The 14,153-nt window shown below is 62.5% G+C and carries 14 protein-coding genes; 10 read left to right on the forward strand and 4 right to left on the reverse strand.

Features of this window, described 5'->3' with window-relative positions:
* The first annotated feature begins 4 nt into the window (after positions 1–4).
* The 7 genes from AB4N98_RS07700 to AB4N98_RS07730 all read left to right on the forward strand — a co-directional run bounded on the left by AB4N98_RS07700 (position 5) and on the right by AB4N98_RS07730 (position 6,024).
* The gene (locus AB4N98_RS07700; protein WP_017526206.1) at positions 5–1,189 is read left to right on the forward strand and encodes an alginate O-acetyltransferase; all 1,185 of its coding nucleotides are present in this window, start codon (positions 5–7) and stop codon (positions 1,187–1,189) included.
* A gap of 16 nt (positions 1,190–1,205) precedes the next feature.
* Complete coding sequence (locus tag AB4N98_RS07705; RefSeq protein ID WP_017526205.1) at positions 1,206–1,862, forward strand: alginate O-acetyltransferase AlgF; 657 nt, start codon at positions 1,206–1,208, stop codon at positions 1,860–1,862.
* Positions 1,863–1,963: 101 nt separating this feature from the next.
* Positions 1,964–3,415: a mannose-1-phosphate guanylyltransferase/mannose-6-phosphate isomerase gene (locus AB4N98_RS07710; RefSeq protein ID WP_017526204.1), complete on the forward strand. Its 1,452-nt coding sequence runs from the start codon at positions 1,964–1,966 to the stop codon at positions 3,413–3,415.
* A gap of 476 nt (positions 3,416–3,891) precedes the next feature.
* The gene (locus AB4N98_RS07715; protein ID WP_017526203.1) at positions 3,892–4,167 is read left to right on the forward strand and encodes a DUF3077 domain-containing protein; all 276 of its coding nucleotides are present in this window, start codon (positions 3,892–3,894) and stop codon (positions 4,165–4,167) included.
* A 163-nt stretch (positions 4,168–4,330) separates the two neighbouring features.
* Positions 4,331–4,795 (forward strand): multidrug transporter, encoded by a 465-nt coding sequence (locus AB4N98_RS07720; RefSeq protein WP_460149352.1) that lies wholly within the window; start codon positions 4,331–4,333, stop codon positions 4,793–4,795.
* 14 nt (positions 4,796–4,809) lie between these two features.
* Positions 4,810–5,622: an SDR family oxidoreductase gene (locus AB4N98_RS07725; protein WP_068937563.1), complete on the forward strand. Its 813-nt coding sequence runs from the start codon at positions 4,810–4,812 to the stop codon at positions 5,620–5,622.
* Positions 5,623–6,024 carry a DUF4440 domain-containing protein gene (locus tag AB4N98_RS07730; protein ID WP_068937562.1) on the forward strand — a complete coding sequence of 134 codons (402 nt, stop codon included), beginning with the start codon at positions 5,623–5,625 and terminating at the stop codon, positions 6,022–6,024. It abuts the gene before it with no gap.
* A 116-nt stretch (positions 6,025–6,140) separates the two neighbouring features.
* Here the strand turns inward: AB4N98_RS07730 and AB4N98_RS07735 are convergent, their stop codons facing one another.
* Genes AB4N98_RS07735 through AB4N98_RS07750 form a run of 4 tightly spaced genes read right to left on the reverse strand, consistent with a single transcriptional unit; the run spans position 6,141 to position 10,901 of the window.
* The gene (locus tag AB4N98_RS07735; RefSeq protein ID WP_068931971.1) at positions 6,141–7,001 is read right to left on the reverse strand and encodes an efflux RND transporter periplasmic adaptor subunit; all 861 of its coding nucleotides are present in this window, start codon (positions 6,999–7,001) and stop codon (positions 6,141–6,143) included.
* 10 nt (positions 7,002–7,011) lie between these two features.
* Complete coding sequence (locus tag AB4N98_RS07740; protein WP_003171907.1) at positions 7,012–7,212, reverse strand: DUF1656 domain-containing protein; 201 nt, start codon at positions 7,210–7,212, stop codon at positions 7,012–7,014.
* Entirely contained in the window at positions 7,202–9,379 is a 2,178-nt protein-coding gene (locus AB4N98_RS07745; RefSeq protein WP_065877265.1) for an FUSC family protein, read from the reverse strand. The genes AB4N98_RS07740 and AB4N98_RS07745 overlap by 11 nt, the downstream gene beginning before the upstream one ends.
* A 10-nt stretch (positions 9,380–9,389) precedes the next feature.
* Positions 9,390–10,901, reverse strand: a complete 1,512-nt coding sequence (locus AB4N98_RS07750; protein ID WP_065877266.1) for an efflux transporter outer membrane subunit — start codon at positions 10,899–10,901, stop codon at positions 9,390–9,392.
* A gap of 182 nt (positions 10,902–11,083) precedes the next feature.
* Between AB4N98_RS07750 and AB4N98_RS07755 the strand changes: the two genes are divergently transcribed.
* The 3 genes from AB4N98_RS07755 (at position 11,084) to AB4N98_RS07765 (ending at position 14,151) form a co-directional block, all read left to right on the forward strand.
* Positions 11,084–12,052, forward strand: a complete 969-nt coding sequence (locus tag AB4N98_RS07755) for a LysR family transcriptional regulator (protein WP_017526196.1) — start codon at positions 11,084–11,086, stop codon at positions 12,050–12,052.
* 106 nt (positions 12,053–12,158) lie between these two features.
* The gene (locus AB4N98_RS07760; protein ID WP_065877267.1) at positions 12,159–13,133 is read left to right on the forward strand and encodes a 2-hydroxyacid dehydrogenase; all 975 of its coding nucleotides are present in this window, start codon (positions 12,159–12,161) and stop codon (positions 13,131–13,133) included.
* A 115-nt stretch (positions 13,134–13,248) separates the two neighbouring features.
* Complete coding sequence (locus AB4N98_RS07765) at positions 13,249–14,151, forward strand: chemotaxis protein CheV (RefSeq protein ID WP_017526194.1); 903 nt, start codon at positions 13,249–13,251, stop codon at positions 14,149–14,151.
* The last annotated feature ends 2 nt before the right edge of the window (positions 14,152–14,153 follow it).

Consider the following 14,153-nt stretch of genomic DNA (forward strand, 5'->3'; position numbering starts at 1 on the left):
GACCATGACCCGTTCATTACGCGTCCTCTATATCAGCCTGTTCATGGCCCTGCTGCTGGCCCTGGGCGCCTGGTCGCTGCGCAGTTTCTTCGGCTTCAGCACCAACGCCGATGCGACCGTGCTCAACGGTCGCTGGACCAAGGCCGTCGAGACGCACTACGACGATGAGTTCCCGATCAAACGCCTGGGCACCAACCTGTGGGCGGCGCTGGACTACAAGCTGTTCAATGAAGGCCGCCCTGGCGTGGTGCTGGGCCGCGATCACTGGTTGTACAGCGACGAGGAATTCAACCCCGCCGTCAACGAAGACCAGAACCTGCAAGGCAACTACGCACTGGTCGAAGGCGTACGCCAGAAGCTCAAGGCCCAAGGCATTCAGTTGGTGATGGCGATCGTGCCGGCCAAGGTGCGCCTGTACCCGGAACACCTGGGCGAGGTGAAACCGGCCAGCATCCACGCCAACCTGTACCAGGACTTCCACGCCCGTGTGGCGGCAGACAAGATCCCTGCCCCGGACCTGCTCGGCCCGCTGCAACAGGCCAAGTTGGCCGGCAAGCAAGTGTTCCTGCGTACCGACACCCACTGGACGCCGGACGGTGCGGAAATCGCCGCCAAGCAATTGGCCAAGGCGATTGCCGACAAGACCCCACTGAGCGGCGAGCCACAGCGCTTTGTCACCGAAGCGCAAACCACCGAACCGCATAAGGGCGACCTGCGTCTGTTCCTGCCGCTGGACCCGCTGTTCGAAAACCTGATGCCGCCCAAAGAGCCGCTGCAAAAACGCGTCACGCACCTGGCCGAAGAGAAAGGTGATGACGCGCTGTTCAGCGACAGCGAAACCCCGGTGGCCCTGGTGGGCACCAGCTACAGCGCCAACCCCAACTGGAACTTCGTCGGTGCCCTCAAGCAAGCCCTGGGCAGCGACGTGGTCAGCTACGCCGAAGACGGCCACGGCCCGATCCTGCCGATGCTCAGCTACCTCAAAAGTGACGACTTCAAGAACAGCCCGCCACAAGTGCTGATCTGGGAGTTCCCTGAACGCTATCTGCCGGTCAACAACGAAATCGGTGATGCCGACCCCACGTGGGTTGCGCAGCTTAAACAAGCCGGTTCGCGCCAACAAAACATGGCAATCAACACCGCCGTAAAAAATCAGAAATCCGAGACGCCCGACCGGGCGCAAAACTGAAAGAGAGGTAACTCACATGACTTTCACTACAACTCCTCGTCGTCTCGCCAAAACCCTGGCCATCGCTGCCGGCCTGAGCGTCGCATCGATGTCTGCCTTCGCCGCCGGTGACGCCGCCTTGTACGGCCCTGTCGCACCAAAAGGCTCGAGCTTTGTGCGTATCTACAACGCCAGCAACCAGGAAGTCAGCGCCACCGTTGGCAACACCAACCTCAGCGAGGTTGCGCCACTGGCCAGCAGCGACTTCAGCTTCATGCCGGGCGGTGACTACAGCGCCAAGGTCGGCAGCCAGACCGTGCCGGTCAAACTCGCCGCCGACCACTACTACACCCTGGTCAACAGCGGCAGCGGCCAGCCACAGCTGATCGAAGAACCGCCGTTCAAGAACAAGCAGAAGTCCCTGGTGCGCGTGCAGAACCTCAGCGACAAGGCCCTGACCCTGAAAACCGCCGACGGCAAGACCGATGTGGTCAAGTCGGTGGCCGCCAAGGGCCGTGGCGAGCGTGAAATCAACCCGGTGAAAGTGAGCCTGGCGTTGTATGACGGTGACAAGAAAGTCGGCGATGTGAAGCCGGTTGCGTTGGAACGTGGTGAAGCGGCGGTGCTGTATGTCACAGGCTCCGGTTCGAGCCTGTCGCCAGTCTGGGTAAAACGCCCAGTGTCGACCCGCTGATCGCGCGAGTAATGAGCGACAAGCTTCAAGCTGCACCCCAAGCGCTGTTACTTGCAGCGTGTGGCTTGCAGCTTCCAACTATCTTTTAAGGAGAAACACTCATGATTCCAGTCATCCTTTCCGGTGGTAGCGGCTCACGTCTTTGGCCGCTTTCCCGCAAACAGTTCCCCAAGCAGTTCCTGGCCCTGACCGGTGAGCACACGCTGTTCCAGCAAACCCTGGAACGCCTGGTATTCGAAGGCATGGACAGCCCGATTGTGGTCTGCAACAAGGATCACCGTTTCATCGTCAACGAGCAGTTGAGCGCGCGTAAGCTCGAATGCCAACGCATCCTGATGGAACCGTTCGGCCGCAACACCGCGCCGGCCGTGGCCCTGACGGCGATGATGCTGGTCAACGAAGGCCGCGACGAGCTGATGCTGGTGCTGCCCGCCGACCACGTGATCGACGATCAAAAAGCCCTGCAACGCGCCCTGGCCCTGGCCACCGTGGCTGCCGAACGTGGCGAGATGGTGTTGTTCGGCGTACCGGCGACCCGCCCGGAAACCGGTTATGGCTACATCAAGTCCACCAACGATTCGCTGCTGCCCGAAGGCGTCAGCCGCGTTGAGCAGTTCGTAGAAAAACCGAATGAAAAACGCGCCGTCGAGTTCGTCAAAAGCGGCGGCTACTTCTGGAACAGCGGCATGTTCCTGTTCCGCGCCAGCCGCTTCCTCGAAGAGCTGAAAAAACACGACCCGGATATCTACGACACCTGCGTACTGACCCTGGAGCGCAGCGAGCAGACCCCCGACACCGTGACCTTCGACGATGCCACCTTCGCCTGCTGCCCGGACAATTCCATCGACTACGCCGTGATGGAAAAAACCCAGCGCGCCTGCGTGGTACCACTGAGCGCCGGTTGGAGCGACGTAGGCTGCTGGGCCTCGCTGTGGGCGGTCAACGATAAAGACGCCAACGGCAACGTGAGCAAAGGCGACGTGGTGATCCAGGACAGCCGCAACTGCATGGTGCACGGCAACGGCAAACTGGTGTCGGTGATTGGCCTGGACAACATCGTGGTGGTGGAAACCAAGGACGCGATGATGATTGCCCACAAGGACAAGGTCCAAGGCGTCAAGCAAATGGTCAACACCCTCAACGAACAGGGCCGCAGCGAAACCCAGAACCACTGCGAAGTCTACCGCCCGTGGGGTTCCTACGACTCGGTGGACATGGGCGGCCGCTTCCAGGTCAAGCACATCTCGGTCAAGCCGGGCGCGTGCCTGTCCCTGCAGATGCACCACCACCGCGCCGAACACTGGATCGTGGTCAGCGGCACCGCCGAAGTCACCTGTGACGACAACGTGTTCCTGCTCTGCGAAAACCAGTCCACCTACATCCCGATCGCTTCGGTGCACCGCCTGCGCAACCCGGGCAAGATCCCGTTGGAGATCATCGAAGTGCAATCGGGCAGCTACCTGGGCGAAGACGATATCGAGCGCTTCGAAGATATCTACGGTCGCTCGACGCCGGTTGAACGTGGCGTGTCGGTGAAAACTATCGCGCAGTAAAACAGTCGTACAAGAAGCCCTCGCCCAGCCCATTGCGTCCCCTATCCGCAGTGGGTTGGGTGGGGGCTTTTTGTTTGGAATCTGCGCTGGCTGTGAGGGCGCCATCGGGAGCAAGCCCCTCCCACAGTTTGACCGTATTCCAAGGCTGTAACCGGTCCAAATGTGGGAGGGGGCTTGCTCCCGATGAGGCTCGTGAGAACAATCGCCATCATTGACCCCTGCCCCCATCCTGCCTATCCTCGCGCCTGTCACGACTCATTCGTGATGAGGTTTGACGGCCTCGCTGTTCTCAAGATGCATAGTCCCTTTACTTTGCTCGTGCACTCATGTGCCCGCAGCACAGCGTTATGGCGACTGTGCGTGGGGCACCTTCGGGTGCGCCGGGTTCTTGAGACCGGTCCGTCAACCTGCGCACAGTTGCCACCCAATCGTTTGACGGCGATCAGAGGCAGCTTCTTTTCTCAAGGAGCAAGACAATGCCCAAACAAACCACCCGCCCCACCCCCTTCGGCCCCTGCGAGCGCAGTGAAATACCACTGTTTCGCGTACAACCCGACATCCCCATCGAACATGCACTGGAACATGCCAGCTATGTACTGGGCACTGCCCGAGTCCTTACCTTGGCGGCTCAAGACCTGTGCACCGAACACCAGAGCTACCTGAACTGGGCCAGCCTGCAATTGGCGGAAACCGGCTTGGCCTTGGTTGAGGCTTCAATTGATGGTTTGCAGGCAGATTCTGCTGCTCAGTAAGTAAGTCATCGGGAGCAAGCCCCCACATTCGAATGTATTCACAATTTTAGTGTGGGAGGGGGCTTGCTCCCGATGGCGTCAGCCCAATCACCCCCCCTCTCAAGGTAACCAATCCCACCTAAGCTTAAGTTAGGATGCTCGTTCCCTATTCGAGGCGGTCTCCATGTTCTTCGGCGTTCTACTGATCATTACCTGGCTGATCCTGCTGCTGCGCTATCCGGCCAAGGCCCTGCCGGTTTCCCTCGCCGCCTTGGCGGGCCTGGGTTGCGTGGCCGTCTGGGTGGTCTGGCTGGACAACCGCGAAGCCGCGCAGTTGGCACGCCTGGAACTGCGCATCAGCTATGCCCCGCAGGACTGCCCCGCCGACCGCCCGCTGAAACTGACCCTGAACAACGGCAACGACGTACCGCTGACCGAACTGCGCTGGCGCGTCGCGGCCTATGCACCGGGTGATACGGTCAACCTGGCCGACAACGTCTACGCCGCCCCCCGCTATCGCGGCCCCGGCGAGTTGCAGGCCGGCGCCACCTGGGACGACTGCCTGCCCACCCCACCGCTGCGCCCCGGCTACCGCCCGCAAACCCTGGAATTTCGCGCCGAGCACCTGCAAGGCAGTTTCTCGGACTGACAAAGGATTGAGCCATGCCCAACGTACTCATCACCGGTTGCTCCAGCGGCATCGGCCGCGCTTTGGCCGATGCCTTCAAGGGGGCGGGCTATGAGGTATGGGCCAGCGCCCGCCGCCCCGACGACGTTGCCGACCTGAGTGCCGCGGGCTTCAACGCCGTGCAACTGGACGTCAACGACGACACTGCCCTGCAACGCCTGGCCGAACAATGGGGCGAGCTGGATGTGCTGATCAACAACGCCGGCTACGGCGCCATGGGCCCGTTGCTCGACGGCGGCACCGAGGCGATGCAGCGCCAATTCGAGACCAACGTGTTTTCCATCGTCGGCGTGACCCAGGCGTTCTTTCCCGCACTGCGTCGCGGCAAAGGCCTGGTGGTGAATATAGGCAGCGTTTCCGGGGTGCTGGTGACGCCATTTGCCGGTGCCTACTGCGCCTCCAAAGCGGCGGTGCATGCGTTGAGCGACGCATTGCGCATGGAACTGGCGCCGTTTGGGATTCGAGTCATGGAAGTCCAGCCCGGAGCCATTAATACAAGCTTCGCGAAAAACGCCGGCGCCCAGGCCGAATTGTTGATCAACGAGCAATCGCCGTGGTGGCCGTTGCGCGAAGGTATTCGGGCACGCAGCCAGGCGTCACAGGACAAGCCGACGCCAGCCAGTGTGTTTGCGGCGGATGTGCTCAAGGCCGTGCAACAGGCACAGCCGCCACGGCTGTTGCGTTCGGGTAATGGCAGCCGGGCGTTGCCGTGGATGGCGGCGTTGTTGCCCAAGGGGTTGCTGGAGAAGGTGTTGAAGAAACGTTTTGGTTTGAATGGGAGTTTGTAAATGATCGACTACACCGACTTTTTCGAAGAAGTAATCCAGACCCACGTCGAGATCGAGCAATGGTTTGCCGGCGTTGCGCCTGAGGGCACCCTGCAGAATTTGCTGGCGCGCTTCTCGCCGGAATTCAGCATGGTCGCCCCCGCCACCGGCACGCGGGTCAACACGGCTGGGGTGAACGCCCTGTTCACTCGGCTGGGCGGCATGCGCCCGGGGTTGAAAATCACTTTGAGTGAGATGGCCGGCATCGACAGGCATGCGCGTGGAGCCACGGTGACGTACCGCGAACATCAGGTGGATGACAGCGGCACGCAGACCGATCGACGTGCCACCGTGGTGTTCGAAAAACAGGCCAGTGGCGCGCTGCTCTGGCGTCATTTGCACGAAACCTTTATCAAGGCATAACACGGTCAAAGGTGGGAGGGGCGGTGCGACGATTCGACTTGCTCCCGATAGCGGTTTTCAGTCGACACATGCATTGACTGAACCCCTGCTATCGGGAGCAAGCCCCCTCCCACATTTTAGTTTTGCGCCTGGTCAACGATCACCGTGCAAGTAATCCCCGCCGCCAGCAATACCCCTTCCGGTACCTCATCAATATGAATCCGCACCGGCACCCGCTGGGCCAATCTCACCCAGTTGAAGGTCGGGTTCACGTCGGCGATCAGCTCCCGGCTCTCGGGGTTATCGCGGTCATAAATACCCCGCGAGATGCTTTCCACATGGCCTTTGAGGGTCTCGCCGCTCATCAATTGCATATCGGCTTTATCGCCGACCTTCACATGGGGCAACTTGGTCTCTTCAAAGAAGCCATAGACCCAGAACGAGTTCATATCCACCACGGCCATCTTGGCTTCGCCGATGCGCGCATAGTCGCCGCGATGCACGTTGAGGTTGGTGACATAGCCGTCTACCGCCGCCAGCACTTGCGTGCGTTTCAGGTTGAGTTCGGCGGCTTCCAACTGGGCCAGTGCGTGCTGGTAATCCGCCTGGGCCGAGTCGGCGATGTTGCTCGCGTCGTCGCGGTTTTCCCTGGAGATCACCAGGGCATCGAGGTCGGCGCGGCGGTGGGCGTTGAGTTTGCGCATTTCCCAGGTGGCTTTGCGCGACGCCACCAGCGCTTGCGCCTGTTTGACGGCGATGCGGTAGTGCTCGGGGTCGATCTGCATCAGCAGGTCGCCTTTTTTAACCAACTGGTTGTCGCGCACCGGCACGTCGACCACGACGCCTGTGACGTCGGCCGCCACGTTGATGATGTCGGCGCGCACGCGGCCGTCGCGGGTCCAGGGGGTCTGCATGTAGTGCACCCACAGCGTGCGGCCAATCCAGAGCGCCAATGCCAACACCAGCAAGGTGGCGAGCAGGCTGAAAAACTTTTTCATCGGGGCATTCTCAACGGTAGACGCTCAGCGCCAAAGCGCCGAACAGGCAAACGAACAGGCTCAGGCGCAGCAACGCCGGGTGCCAGAAAAAACGGTACAGGTCGAACCCGGCCAGGAAGCGGTCCAGCGCCCAGGCCAGCACGGCGGCAATCAAAAACATCAGGGTCATGGTCGGCATGTACAGGCCGTGGAACGCGATTTCACGGGGCATGCGGGGCTCCTTTGAGGGCCGCCAACGGCGATTGCGGGTCGAGCAACGAGGTGCGGATAAAGTGCAGGTAGCTCTTCACCCGACGCAGGGCCGAGGTGTCGAAATGCGGGGCGAAGGGTTCGTCGGTGGCCTGCACGCGGCTGATCGCATGGTCGACGGCGATCAGCCCACGCTCCAGGTTGCTGGCGCTGGGCTGCAGGAACAGCCGCACCAGCGAACGGCCCATCACGCGGATCGCCTGGCGCCACGGCTGGGATTCGGCATACGCCGGGTGCACCGGCAAAATCGCCTGTTCCTTGCGCAACTCGATGATCGCGTGGCCGACTTCGAGCACCACGAACATCCAGCGCAGCAGGTCGCGTTGCACGTGCGGCTGGCCGACGGCGAGGCCGTAGGCCTGGTGCAGCAAGTCACGGGTACGGCTCTCGAAACTCGACGTCAGGCCCTTGAGCTTGCCGCTGATCGCGTACACCACTTGCTCGCGCAGGTCCTGCTCCAGGCGGCGCCACAACCAGCGGCTGTTGGGCGGCAGGATGATCGCGCCGGCGGCCGCGCACACCAGCATGCCGATGACCATGGCGATGTAGTCGTTGATGAAGGTGTAGGGGTTGTAGACCGTGAGGTTGTCCGGCACCGAGCCGGTGCTGAAGAAGATCAACAGGCCCACGCCGACGCCCGCGTATTGCGGGCGCGACGCCAGGAAAGCACCGAGGACGATCACCGGCGCGAGCATCACGCACAGCAACGCGAAGCCGTCGATTAACGGGAACACGAAGAACATCTCGACAAAGCCCACCAGCGCACCGATCAAGGTGCCGCAGGCCATCTGGAACGCCATGCGCTTGGGGTTGGGCGTGGCGGCGGACAAGCCGACCGTGGCGGCGGCGATCAACGTCATGGTGGCGCCGCTGGGCCAGGCCGTCGCCACCCAGTAACTGCCGAGCACGATGAGGATAAAGGAGGCGCGGACGCCCGAAGCGGCACAGGCCAGCCAGTTGGTTTTCGGGGTGTAGGGTTCGTCCCAGTCTTCCCGCGCATGGGAGTGATCGGCCAGTGAGGCGTGGGTTTGCGCGTAGTTGTGCAGGTCATCGACAAAGCGGTACAGCAACTCGTAGGCGGTATGAAAATCCAGTTGCTCGGCTTCGCTCGGGTGGCCCTGCTGGAACGCCGCGCGCAGACTGCGCACCGTGGCGGGCAGGCCGTCTTTATAAGCGCTGAGCTGGTTAACCAGCCGTGCGGCATCAGGGCTTGTGAGCGCGCGGCCGGAAAAACCGTCAAGCACTTCGGCGAGGTCTTGCAAGCCGGGTTTGATCGCGACGACCACATGATCGGCGGCGTCGGTGCGCAGCCGCTCCAACAGTTGGTGCAGGGCGTTGAAGCGCGTCGTGATGCTCATGAATTCGCTGTTGAGGCGACTGAGCCGCCCATTGCGCCGACGCATGTGCGGGTCTTCAAACACGGTGATGCTGCGCAGCCCTTCCAGGCCCACGGCTTGGGCGATAAACCGCACGTTGCCGGCCTCGAATTCTTCACGCCGGCTACGACCGCGCAGGCCGTCGGTGACAAACAACGCGAACACGCCGAAGCGCTGGTACAAGGCATTGCGCATGGCGGCGCTGGCGGTCTGCGGCAGGATCGCCGCGCTGACCAGCGTCGAGCAAACAATCCCCAGGGAGATTTCCAGCACGCGCCACACTGCCGCCATGAACGCGCCGTCGGGGTGCGCCAGCGCCGGCAAACCGACCATCGCGGCCGTATAGCCGGCCAGCACAAACCCATAGGCACGAAAGTTGCGGTTACGCGTGGCACCGGCGGTGCAAATGCCCACCCAGATCGCCAGCGCGCCCAGGAACAATTCGGTGTTCTGCGCAAACAAGGCGATCAGCAACACCATCACCGCCGAGCCCGCCAGGGTGCCGAGCAAGCGATAAAAACTCTTGGCGAACACTTGGCCGCTTTGCGGCTGCATCACGATAAACACCGTGATCATGGCGGTGCGTGGTTGCGGCAGCTCCAGGCGCATGGCCAGCCACAGGGTAAGAAACGCCGCGATCAGCACCTTGAAGATATACACCCAGGTCACGCCGTCGCTGCGTGCCCAGTCGAAGAAGCCACGGCGCCATTCAAGGGAATGCAACCAGCGCAGCGGTGCAGGCAAGGGAGTCATCGCAACCTACTCAGTGGTCGAACACGGCCAGCGCCGCCGGGGTTTTGCCGGGGAGAGCCTGGGCGTCTTGGGGTATGTCCTTGCCAGCGTCGAGGCCGCCGCCCAGGGCGGTCACCAGTTCGGCATGGGCGCTCAGGCGCGCCGCCTGTACCTGCTGCTCGATCTGCTGCTGGCGAAACAGCAGGGTCTGGGCGTTGAGCACATTCAGGTAATCGGTGAGGCCGCGCTGGTAGGCGATCATCGCGATGTCATAGGTTTTCTGCGCCGAAGCCACCGACTGCGCGGCGAATGACGATTGCTTGTCCATGGATTCGCGGCGGATCAACTGGTCGCTGATGCCCTTGAGCGCATTGACCAGGGTCTGGTTGTAACGCGCCACGGCGAGGTCATAGCCGGCGCTGGCTTCACCCAGCTCGGCACGCAGGCGGCCACCGTCGAAGATCGGCAAGGTGAGCGCCGGGCCGACGCTGTAATTGAATTTCTTGCCGGCCAGAAACGCCAGCATGCCGCCGCCGGTGGCCACGTAGCCAAGGCTGCCGACCAGGTCGACGTTGGGGTAGAAGCTCGCCTGTGCCACGTCGATGCCACGCGCCTGGGCCGCCACTTGCCAGCGGCCGGCGACCACGTCCGGGCGCTGGCCGAGCAATTGCGCGGGCAGGGTCGATGGCAGTTTCAACGGCGCGGCCAGAGACAGGCTCGGGCGTTGCAACTGCGCGCCCTCGCCCGGCCCTTTGCCCGCCAATGCGGCCAACTGGTTACGGCTCAGGGCGATTTCCTCGTCGAGGGCGTCCAGTTGGCGATGGGTTTCGGGCAATGGCGTTTCGGCCTGGCTCACGTCGAAATGCGTGCCGATGCCGGCGTCCAGGCGTTTGTTGGCCAGCTCGAGGATCTGCTGTTGCTGGGCCAGGGTCGCGGCGACGATATCGCGGTTGGCGTAGTGCAACGACAGCTGGATATAGGCGCGCACCACGTTGTTCTGCAGTTCGAGCTGGGCCTGGCGCGCCTCGGCGACGCTCATGTGCGCCAGGTCCACGGCCCGCTCGGTGGCGTTGCGTTCGCGGCCCCACAGGTCGAGGGCGTAGCTCAGGCCCAACGACGAATTGTTGTCCCAGGTGTTGGCGCCGCTCAACTCGCCGGGGCCGTAGAACTGATCCTTCGGCCAGTTGTGGCGCTTGAGAGTGGTGTCGCTATTGATCTGCAACGACTCGGCCGACTCGGCAACCCCGGCCATGGCCCGCGCTTCACGCACCCGCGCGGCGGCCATGGCCATGCTCGGGCTGCCGCGGGTGGCCAGTTCGACCCAGCGGTCGAGTTGCGGGTCGCCGTACGCGTGCCACCAGTGCGCGGTGGGCCAATGGGCATCCCGGGCCGCGCTCTGGATGGCCTCGTCGGTGGCCAGGGTATTGGCATTCAGGGCCTGGCCTTGGGGGGCGATTCCTCCGGTTCCGATGCAGCCGCTGATAGCTAACGATAAAGCCCAAACACTGAGAGTCTTCAGCTCTCTGCTGATGCGAGGCGGCACGGCAAGCGAATTCCTGAGGTGGTGATGCACGGTAGGTGGCGCAATTCTAGGCGGCGCCATGGGGGACGATAAGCGGGCATTCCTGTGATTCTTTGTTACCGTTAAGGCGATAATCCATTGGTAGGGATCACTGGTCGACGTAACTTTCTGTCACAATTTGGCATCTCCCCAGAGAACACTCCATGGACACCTTGCAAAACATGCGCGCCTTCAGTTGTGTGGCCGACGCCGGCAGCTTCACCGCCGCCGCCGCGCAACTGGACACCACCACGGCCAACGTCTCGCGCGCGGTTTCCAATCTGGAGGCCCACCTGCAAACCCGCTTGCTCAACCGCACCACCCGGCGCATTGCCCTCACCGAAGCGGGTAAACGCTACCTGCTGCGCTGTGAGCAGATCCTCGCCTATGTCGAAGAAGCCGAAGCCGAGGCCAGCGATGCCCACGCACGCCCCGCCGGGCAGTTGAAAGTGCACACCATGACCGGCATCGGCCAGCACTTTGTGATCGACGCCATCGCCCGTTACCGCCGTACCCACCCGGACGTGACCTTCGACCTGACCCTGGCCAACCGCGTGCCCGACCTGCTCGACGAGGGCTACGACGTGTCCATCGTGCTGGCCAGCGAACTGCCGGATTCGGGTTTCGTCTCCCAACGCCTGGGCATCACCTACAGCATCGCCTGTGCCTCGCCGGACTACGTCAAGGCCAAAGGCTGCGCCCACCGCCCCAGCGATCTGCTCAACCACGCGTGCCTGCGCCTGGTCAGCCCGGTGGTCCAACTGGACAAGTGGACCTTCAACGGCCCCGAAGGCCAGGAAAGCGTGGCGATCAACACCTCGCCGTTTTTGGTGAACTCGGCGGACGCGATGAAAACCGCGATCACCAGCGGCATGGGCGTCGGCCTGTTGCCGGTGTATGCCGCCATCGAAGGCCTGCGCAATGGCACGTTGGTGCGGGTGATGCCCAACTACCGTTCCCAGGAACTGAACCTGTACGCCATCTACCCGTCGCGCCAGTACCTGGATGCGAAGATCAAGACGTGGGTGGAATACCTGCGCGGTTCGTTGCCGGAGATTCTCGCGGCACATCAGGCCGAGTTGGTGGCCTATGAGTTGAGTGGCAGTTTGGGCGGCGCGCGGTTGTCGAACTGATTGCCAACAAACACCACAGGGTCAATGTGGCAGGAGCGCCCTGACAATTGCCGGCGGGAATGTTAGCGTGCTTGGCATTCTTCCGTAGTCGATGAGCCCGCCTGCCATGAAAAAGACTGTCCTCGCCTTCAGCCGCATCACCCCGCCAATGATCGAACGCCTGCAACAGGATTTCGAGGTGATCGCGCCCAACCCCAAGCTGGGGGACATCAACGCGCAGTTCAACGAAGCCCTGCCCCACGCCCACGGCCTGATTGGCGTTGGCCGCAAGCTGGGCCGGGCGCAGCTCGACGGCGCGGGCAAGCTTGAAGTGGTGTCCAGCGTGTCGGTGGGCTACGACAACTACGACCTGCCGTACTTCAATGAGCGCGGGATCATGCTCACCAACACCCCCGATGTACTCACCGAAAGCACCGCCGACCTGGCCTTCGCCCTGCTGATGAGCAGCGCGCGCCGTGTGGCCGAGCTGGACGCATGGACCAAGGCCGGCCAATGGAAAGCCAGCGTCGGCGCGCCGTTGTTTGGCTGCGATGTGCACGGCAAGACACTGGGCATTGTCGGCATGGGCAATATCGGCGCGGCCGTCGCCCGTCGTGGGCGCCTGGGCTTCAACATGCCGATTCTGTACAGCGGCAACAGCCGCAAGGCCGCGCTTGAGCAGGAACTGGGCGCGCAGTGGCGCAGCCTGGACCAGTTGCTGGCCGAGGCGGATTTCGTCTGCCTGGTCGTCCCGCTCAGCGACAAGACCCGTCACCTGATCAGCACCCGCGAATTGGAGCTGATGAAGCCCGGCGCGATCCTGGTGAATATCTCCCGTGGTCCGGTGGTGGACGAGCCGGCGCTGATCAAGGCCCTGCAAAACCAGACCATCCGTGGCGCCGGGCTGGATGTGTATGAGCAGGAACCCTTGGCCGAGTCGCCGCTGTTCCAACTGAGCAATGCCGTGACCTTGCCGCATATCGGCTCGGCCACCCATGAAACCCGCGAAGCCATGGCCAACCGTGCCCTGGACAACCTGCGCAGCGCCTTGCTCGGCCAGCGCCCGCAGGACCTGGTGAACCCGCAAGTCTGGAAGGGCTGACACACACTCAGTGTGGGAGGGGGCCAGCCCGACGGAAAATCCGGTTAAAGCCTGGCCCTCCCAAGTCGATACCCTTCCATAGAAGATCGTCATCCCTGATCCACAGAAGGTTTTTATGTCCACCACCAAAGCCCGCGCAGACTCACTCTCGCTTCTGCTCTTTACCTTGCGCAGCGGCAAGCTGATGGCCATCAACCTGCTGAAAGTCAGCGAGATTATCCCTTGCCCGCCGCTGACCAAGCTGCCGGAGTCGCACCCCCACGTCAAAGGCATCGCCACGCTGCGCGGTAACTCGTTGGCGGTGATCGACCTGAGCCGTGCCCTGGGCGAAATGCCCCTGGAAGACCCGGATGGCGGCTGCCTGATCGTCACGGACGTAAGCCGTTCCAAACAAGGCCTGCACGTGCAAGCGGTGAGCAAGATCGTGCATTGCCTGACCACCGACATCCGCCCGCCGCCCTACGGTTCCGGCGGCAACCGTGCGTTTATCACCGGGGTCACTCAAGTGGAAGGCGGCTTGGTACAAGTGCTGGATATTGAAAAAGTCATCCACGGTATCGCGCCGGCGCCGATTGAAACGGCGCCCACCGACCTGACCATGGAAGAAGCCGAAGTGCTCGGCAACGCACGGATTCTGGTAGTGGATGACAGCCAGGTCGCCCTGCAGCAATCGGTGCACACCTTGCGCAACCTCGGCCTGACCTGCCACACCGCGCGCAGCGCCAAGGAAGCCATCGACGTGCTGCTGGAGCTGCAAGGCACGGCTGCGCAGATCAACGTGGTGGTGTCGGACATCGAGATGTCCGAAATGGACGGTTACGCCCTCACCCGCACCTTGCGCGAAACGCCGGACTTCAAAGACCTGTACGTGCTGCTGCACACCTCCCTGGACAGCGCGATGAACAGCGAAAAAGCCCGCCTGGCCGGGGCCAACTCAGTGCTGACCAAATTCTCCTCGCCGGAACTGACCAAGTGCCTGGTCGTGGCCGCCAAAGACGTGGCCGACAGGGGCCTGTAAGC

This window comes from Pseudomonas sp. S3_E10, from assembly GCF_054667615.1.

Excerpts from the sequence above, each read along its gene's own strand:
- AB4N98_RS07700 (WP_017526206.1), top strand. The coding sequence starts at position 5 with ATGACCCGTTCATTACGCGTCCTCTATATCAGCCTGTTCATGGCCCTG.
- AB4N98_RS07705 (WP_017526205.1), top strand. The coding sequence starts at position 1,206 with ATGACTTTCACTACAACTCCTCGTCGTCTCGCCAAAACCCTGGCCATC.
- AB4N98_RS07710 (WP_017526204.1), top strand. The coding sequence starts at position 1,964 with ATGATTCCAGTCATCCTTTCCGGTGGTAGCGGCTCACGTCTTTGGCCG.
- AB4N98_RS07715 (WP_017526203.1), top strand. The coding sequence starts at position 3,892 with ATGCCCAAACAAACCACCCGCCCCACCCCCTTCGGCCCCTGCGAGCGC.
- AB4N98_RS07720 (WP_460149352.1), top strand. The coding sequence starts at position 4,331 with ATGTTCTTCGGCGTTCTACTGATCATTACCTGGCTGATCCTGCTGCTG.
- AB4N98_RS07725 (WP_068937563.1), top strand. The coding sequence starts at position 4,810 with ATGCCCAACGTACTCATCACCGGTTGCTCCAGCGGCATCGGCCGCGCT.
- AB4N98_RS07730 (WP_068937562.1), top strand. The coding sequence starts at position 5,623 with ATGATCGACTACACCGACTTTTTCGAAGAAGTAATCCAGACCCACGTC.
- AB4N98_RS07735 (WP_068931971.1), bottom strand. The coding sequence starts at position 7,001 with ATGAAAAAGTTTTTCAGCCTGCTCGCCACCTTGCTGGTGTTGGCATTG.
- AB4N98_RS07740 (WP_003171907.1), bottom strand. The coding sequence starts at position 7,212 with ATGCCCCGTGAAATCGCGTTCCACGGCCTGTACATGCCGACCATGACC.
- AB4N98_RS07745 (WP_065877265.1), bottom strand. The coding sequence starts at position 9,379 with ATGACTCCCTTGCCTGCACCGCTGCGCTGGTTGCATTCCCTTGAATGG.
- AB4N98_RS07755 (WP_017526196.1), top strand. The coding sequence starts at position 11,084 with ATGGACACCTTGCAAAACATGCGCGCCTTCAGTTGTGTGGCCGACGCC.
- AB4N98_RS07760 (WP_065877267.1), top strand. The coding sequence starts at position 12,159 with ATGAAAAAGACTGTCCTCGCCTTCAGCCGCATCACCCCGCCAATGATC.
- AB4N98_RS07765 (WP_017526194.1), top strand. The coding sequence starts at position 13,249 with ATGTCCACCACCAAAGCCCGCGCAGACTCACTCTCGCTTCTGCTCTTT.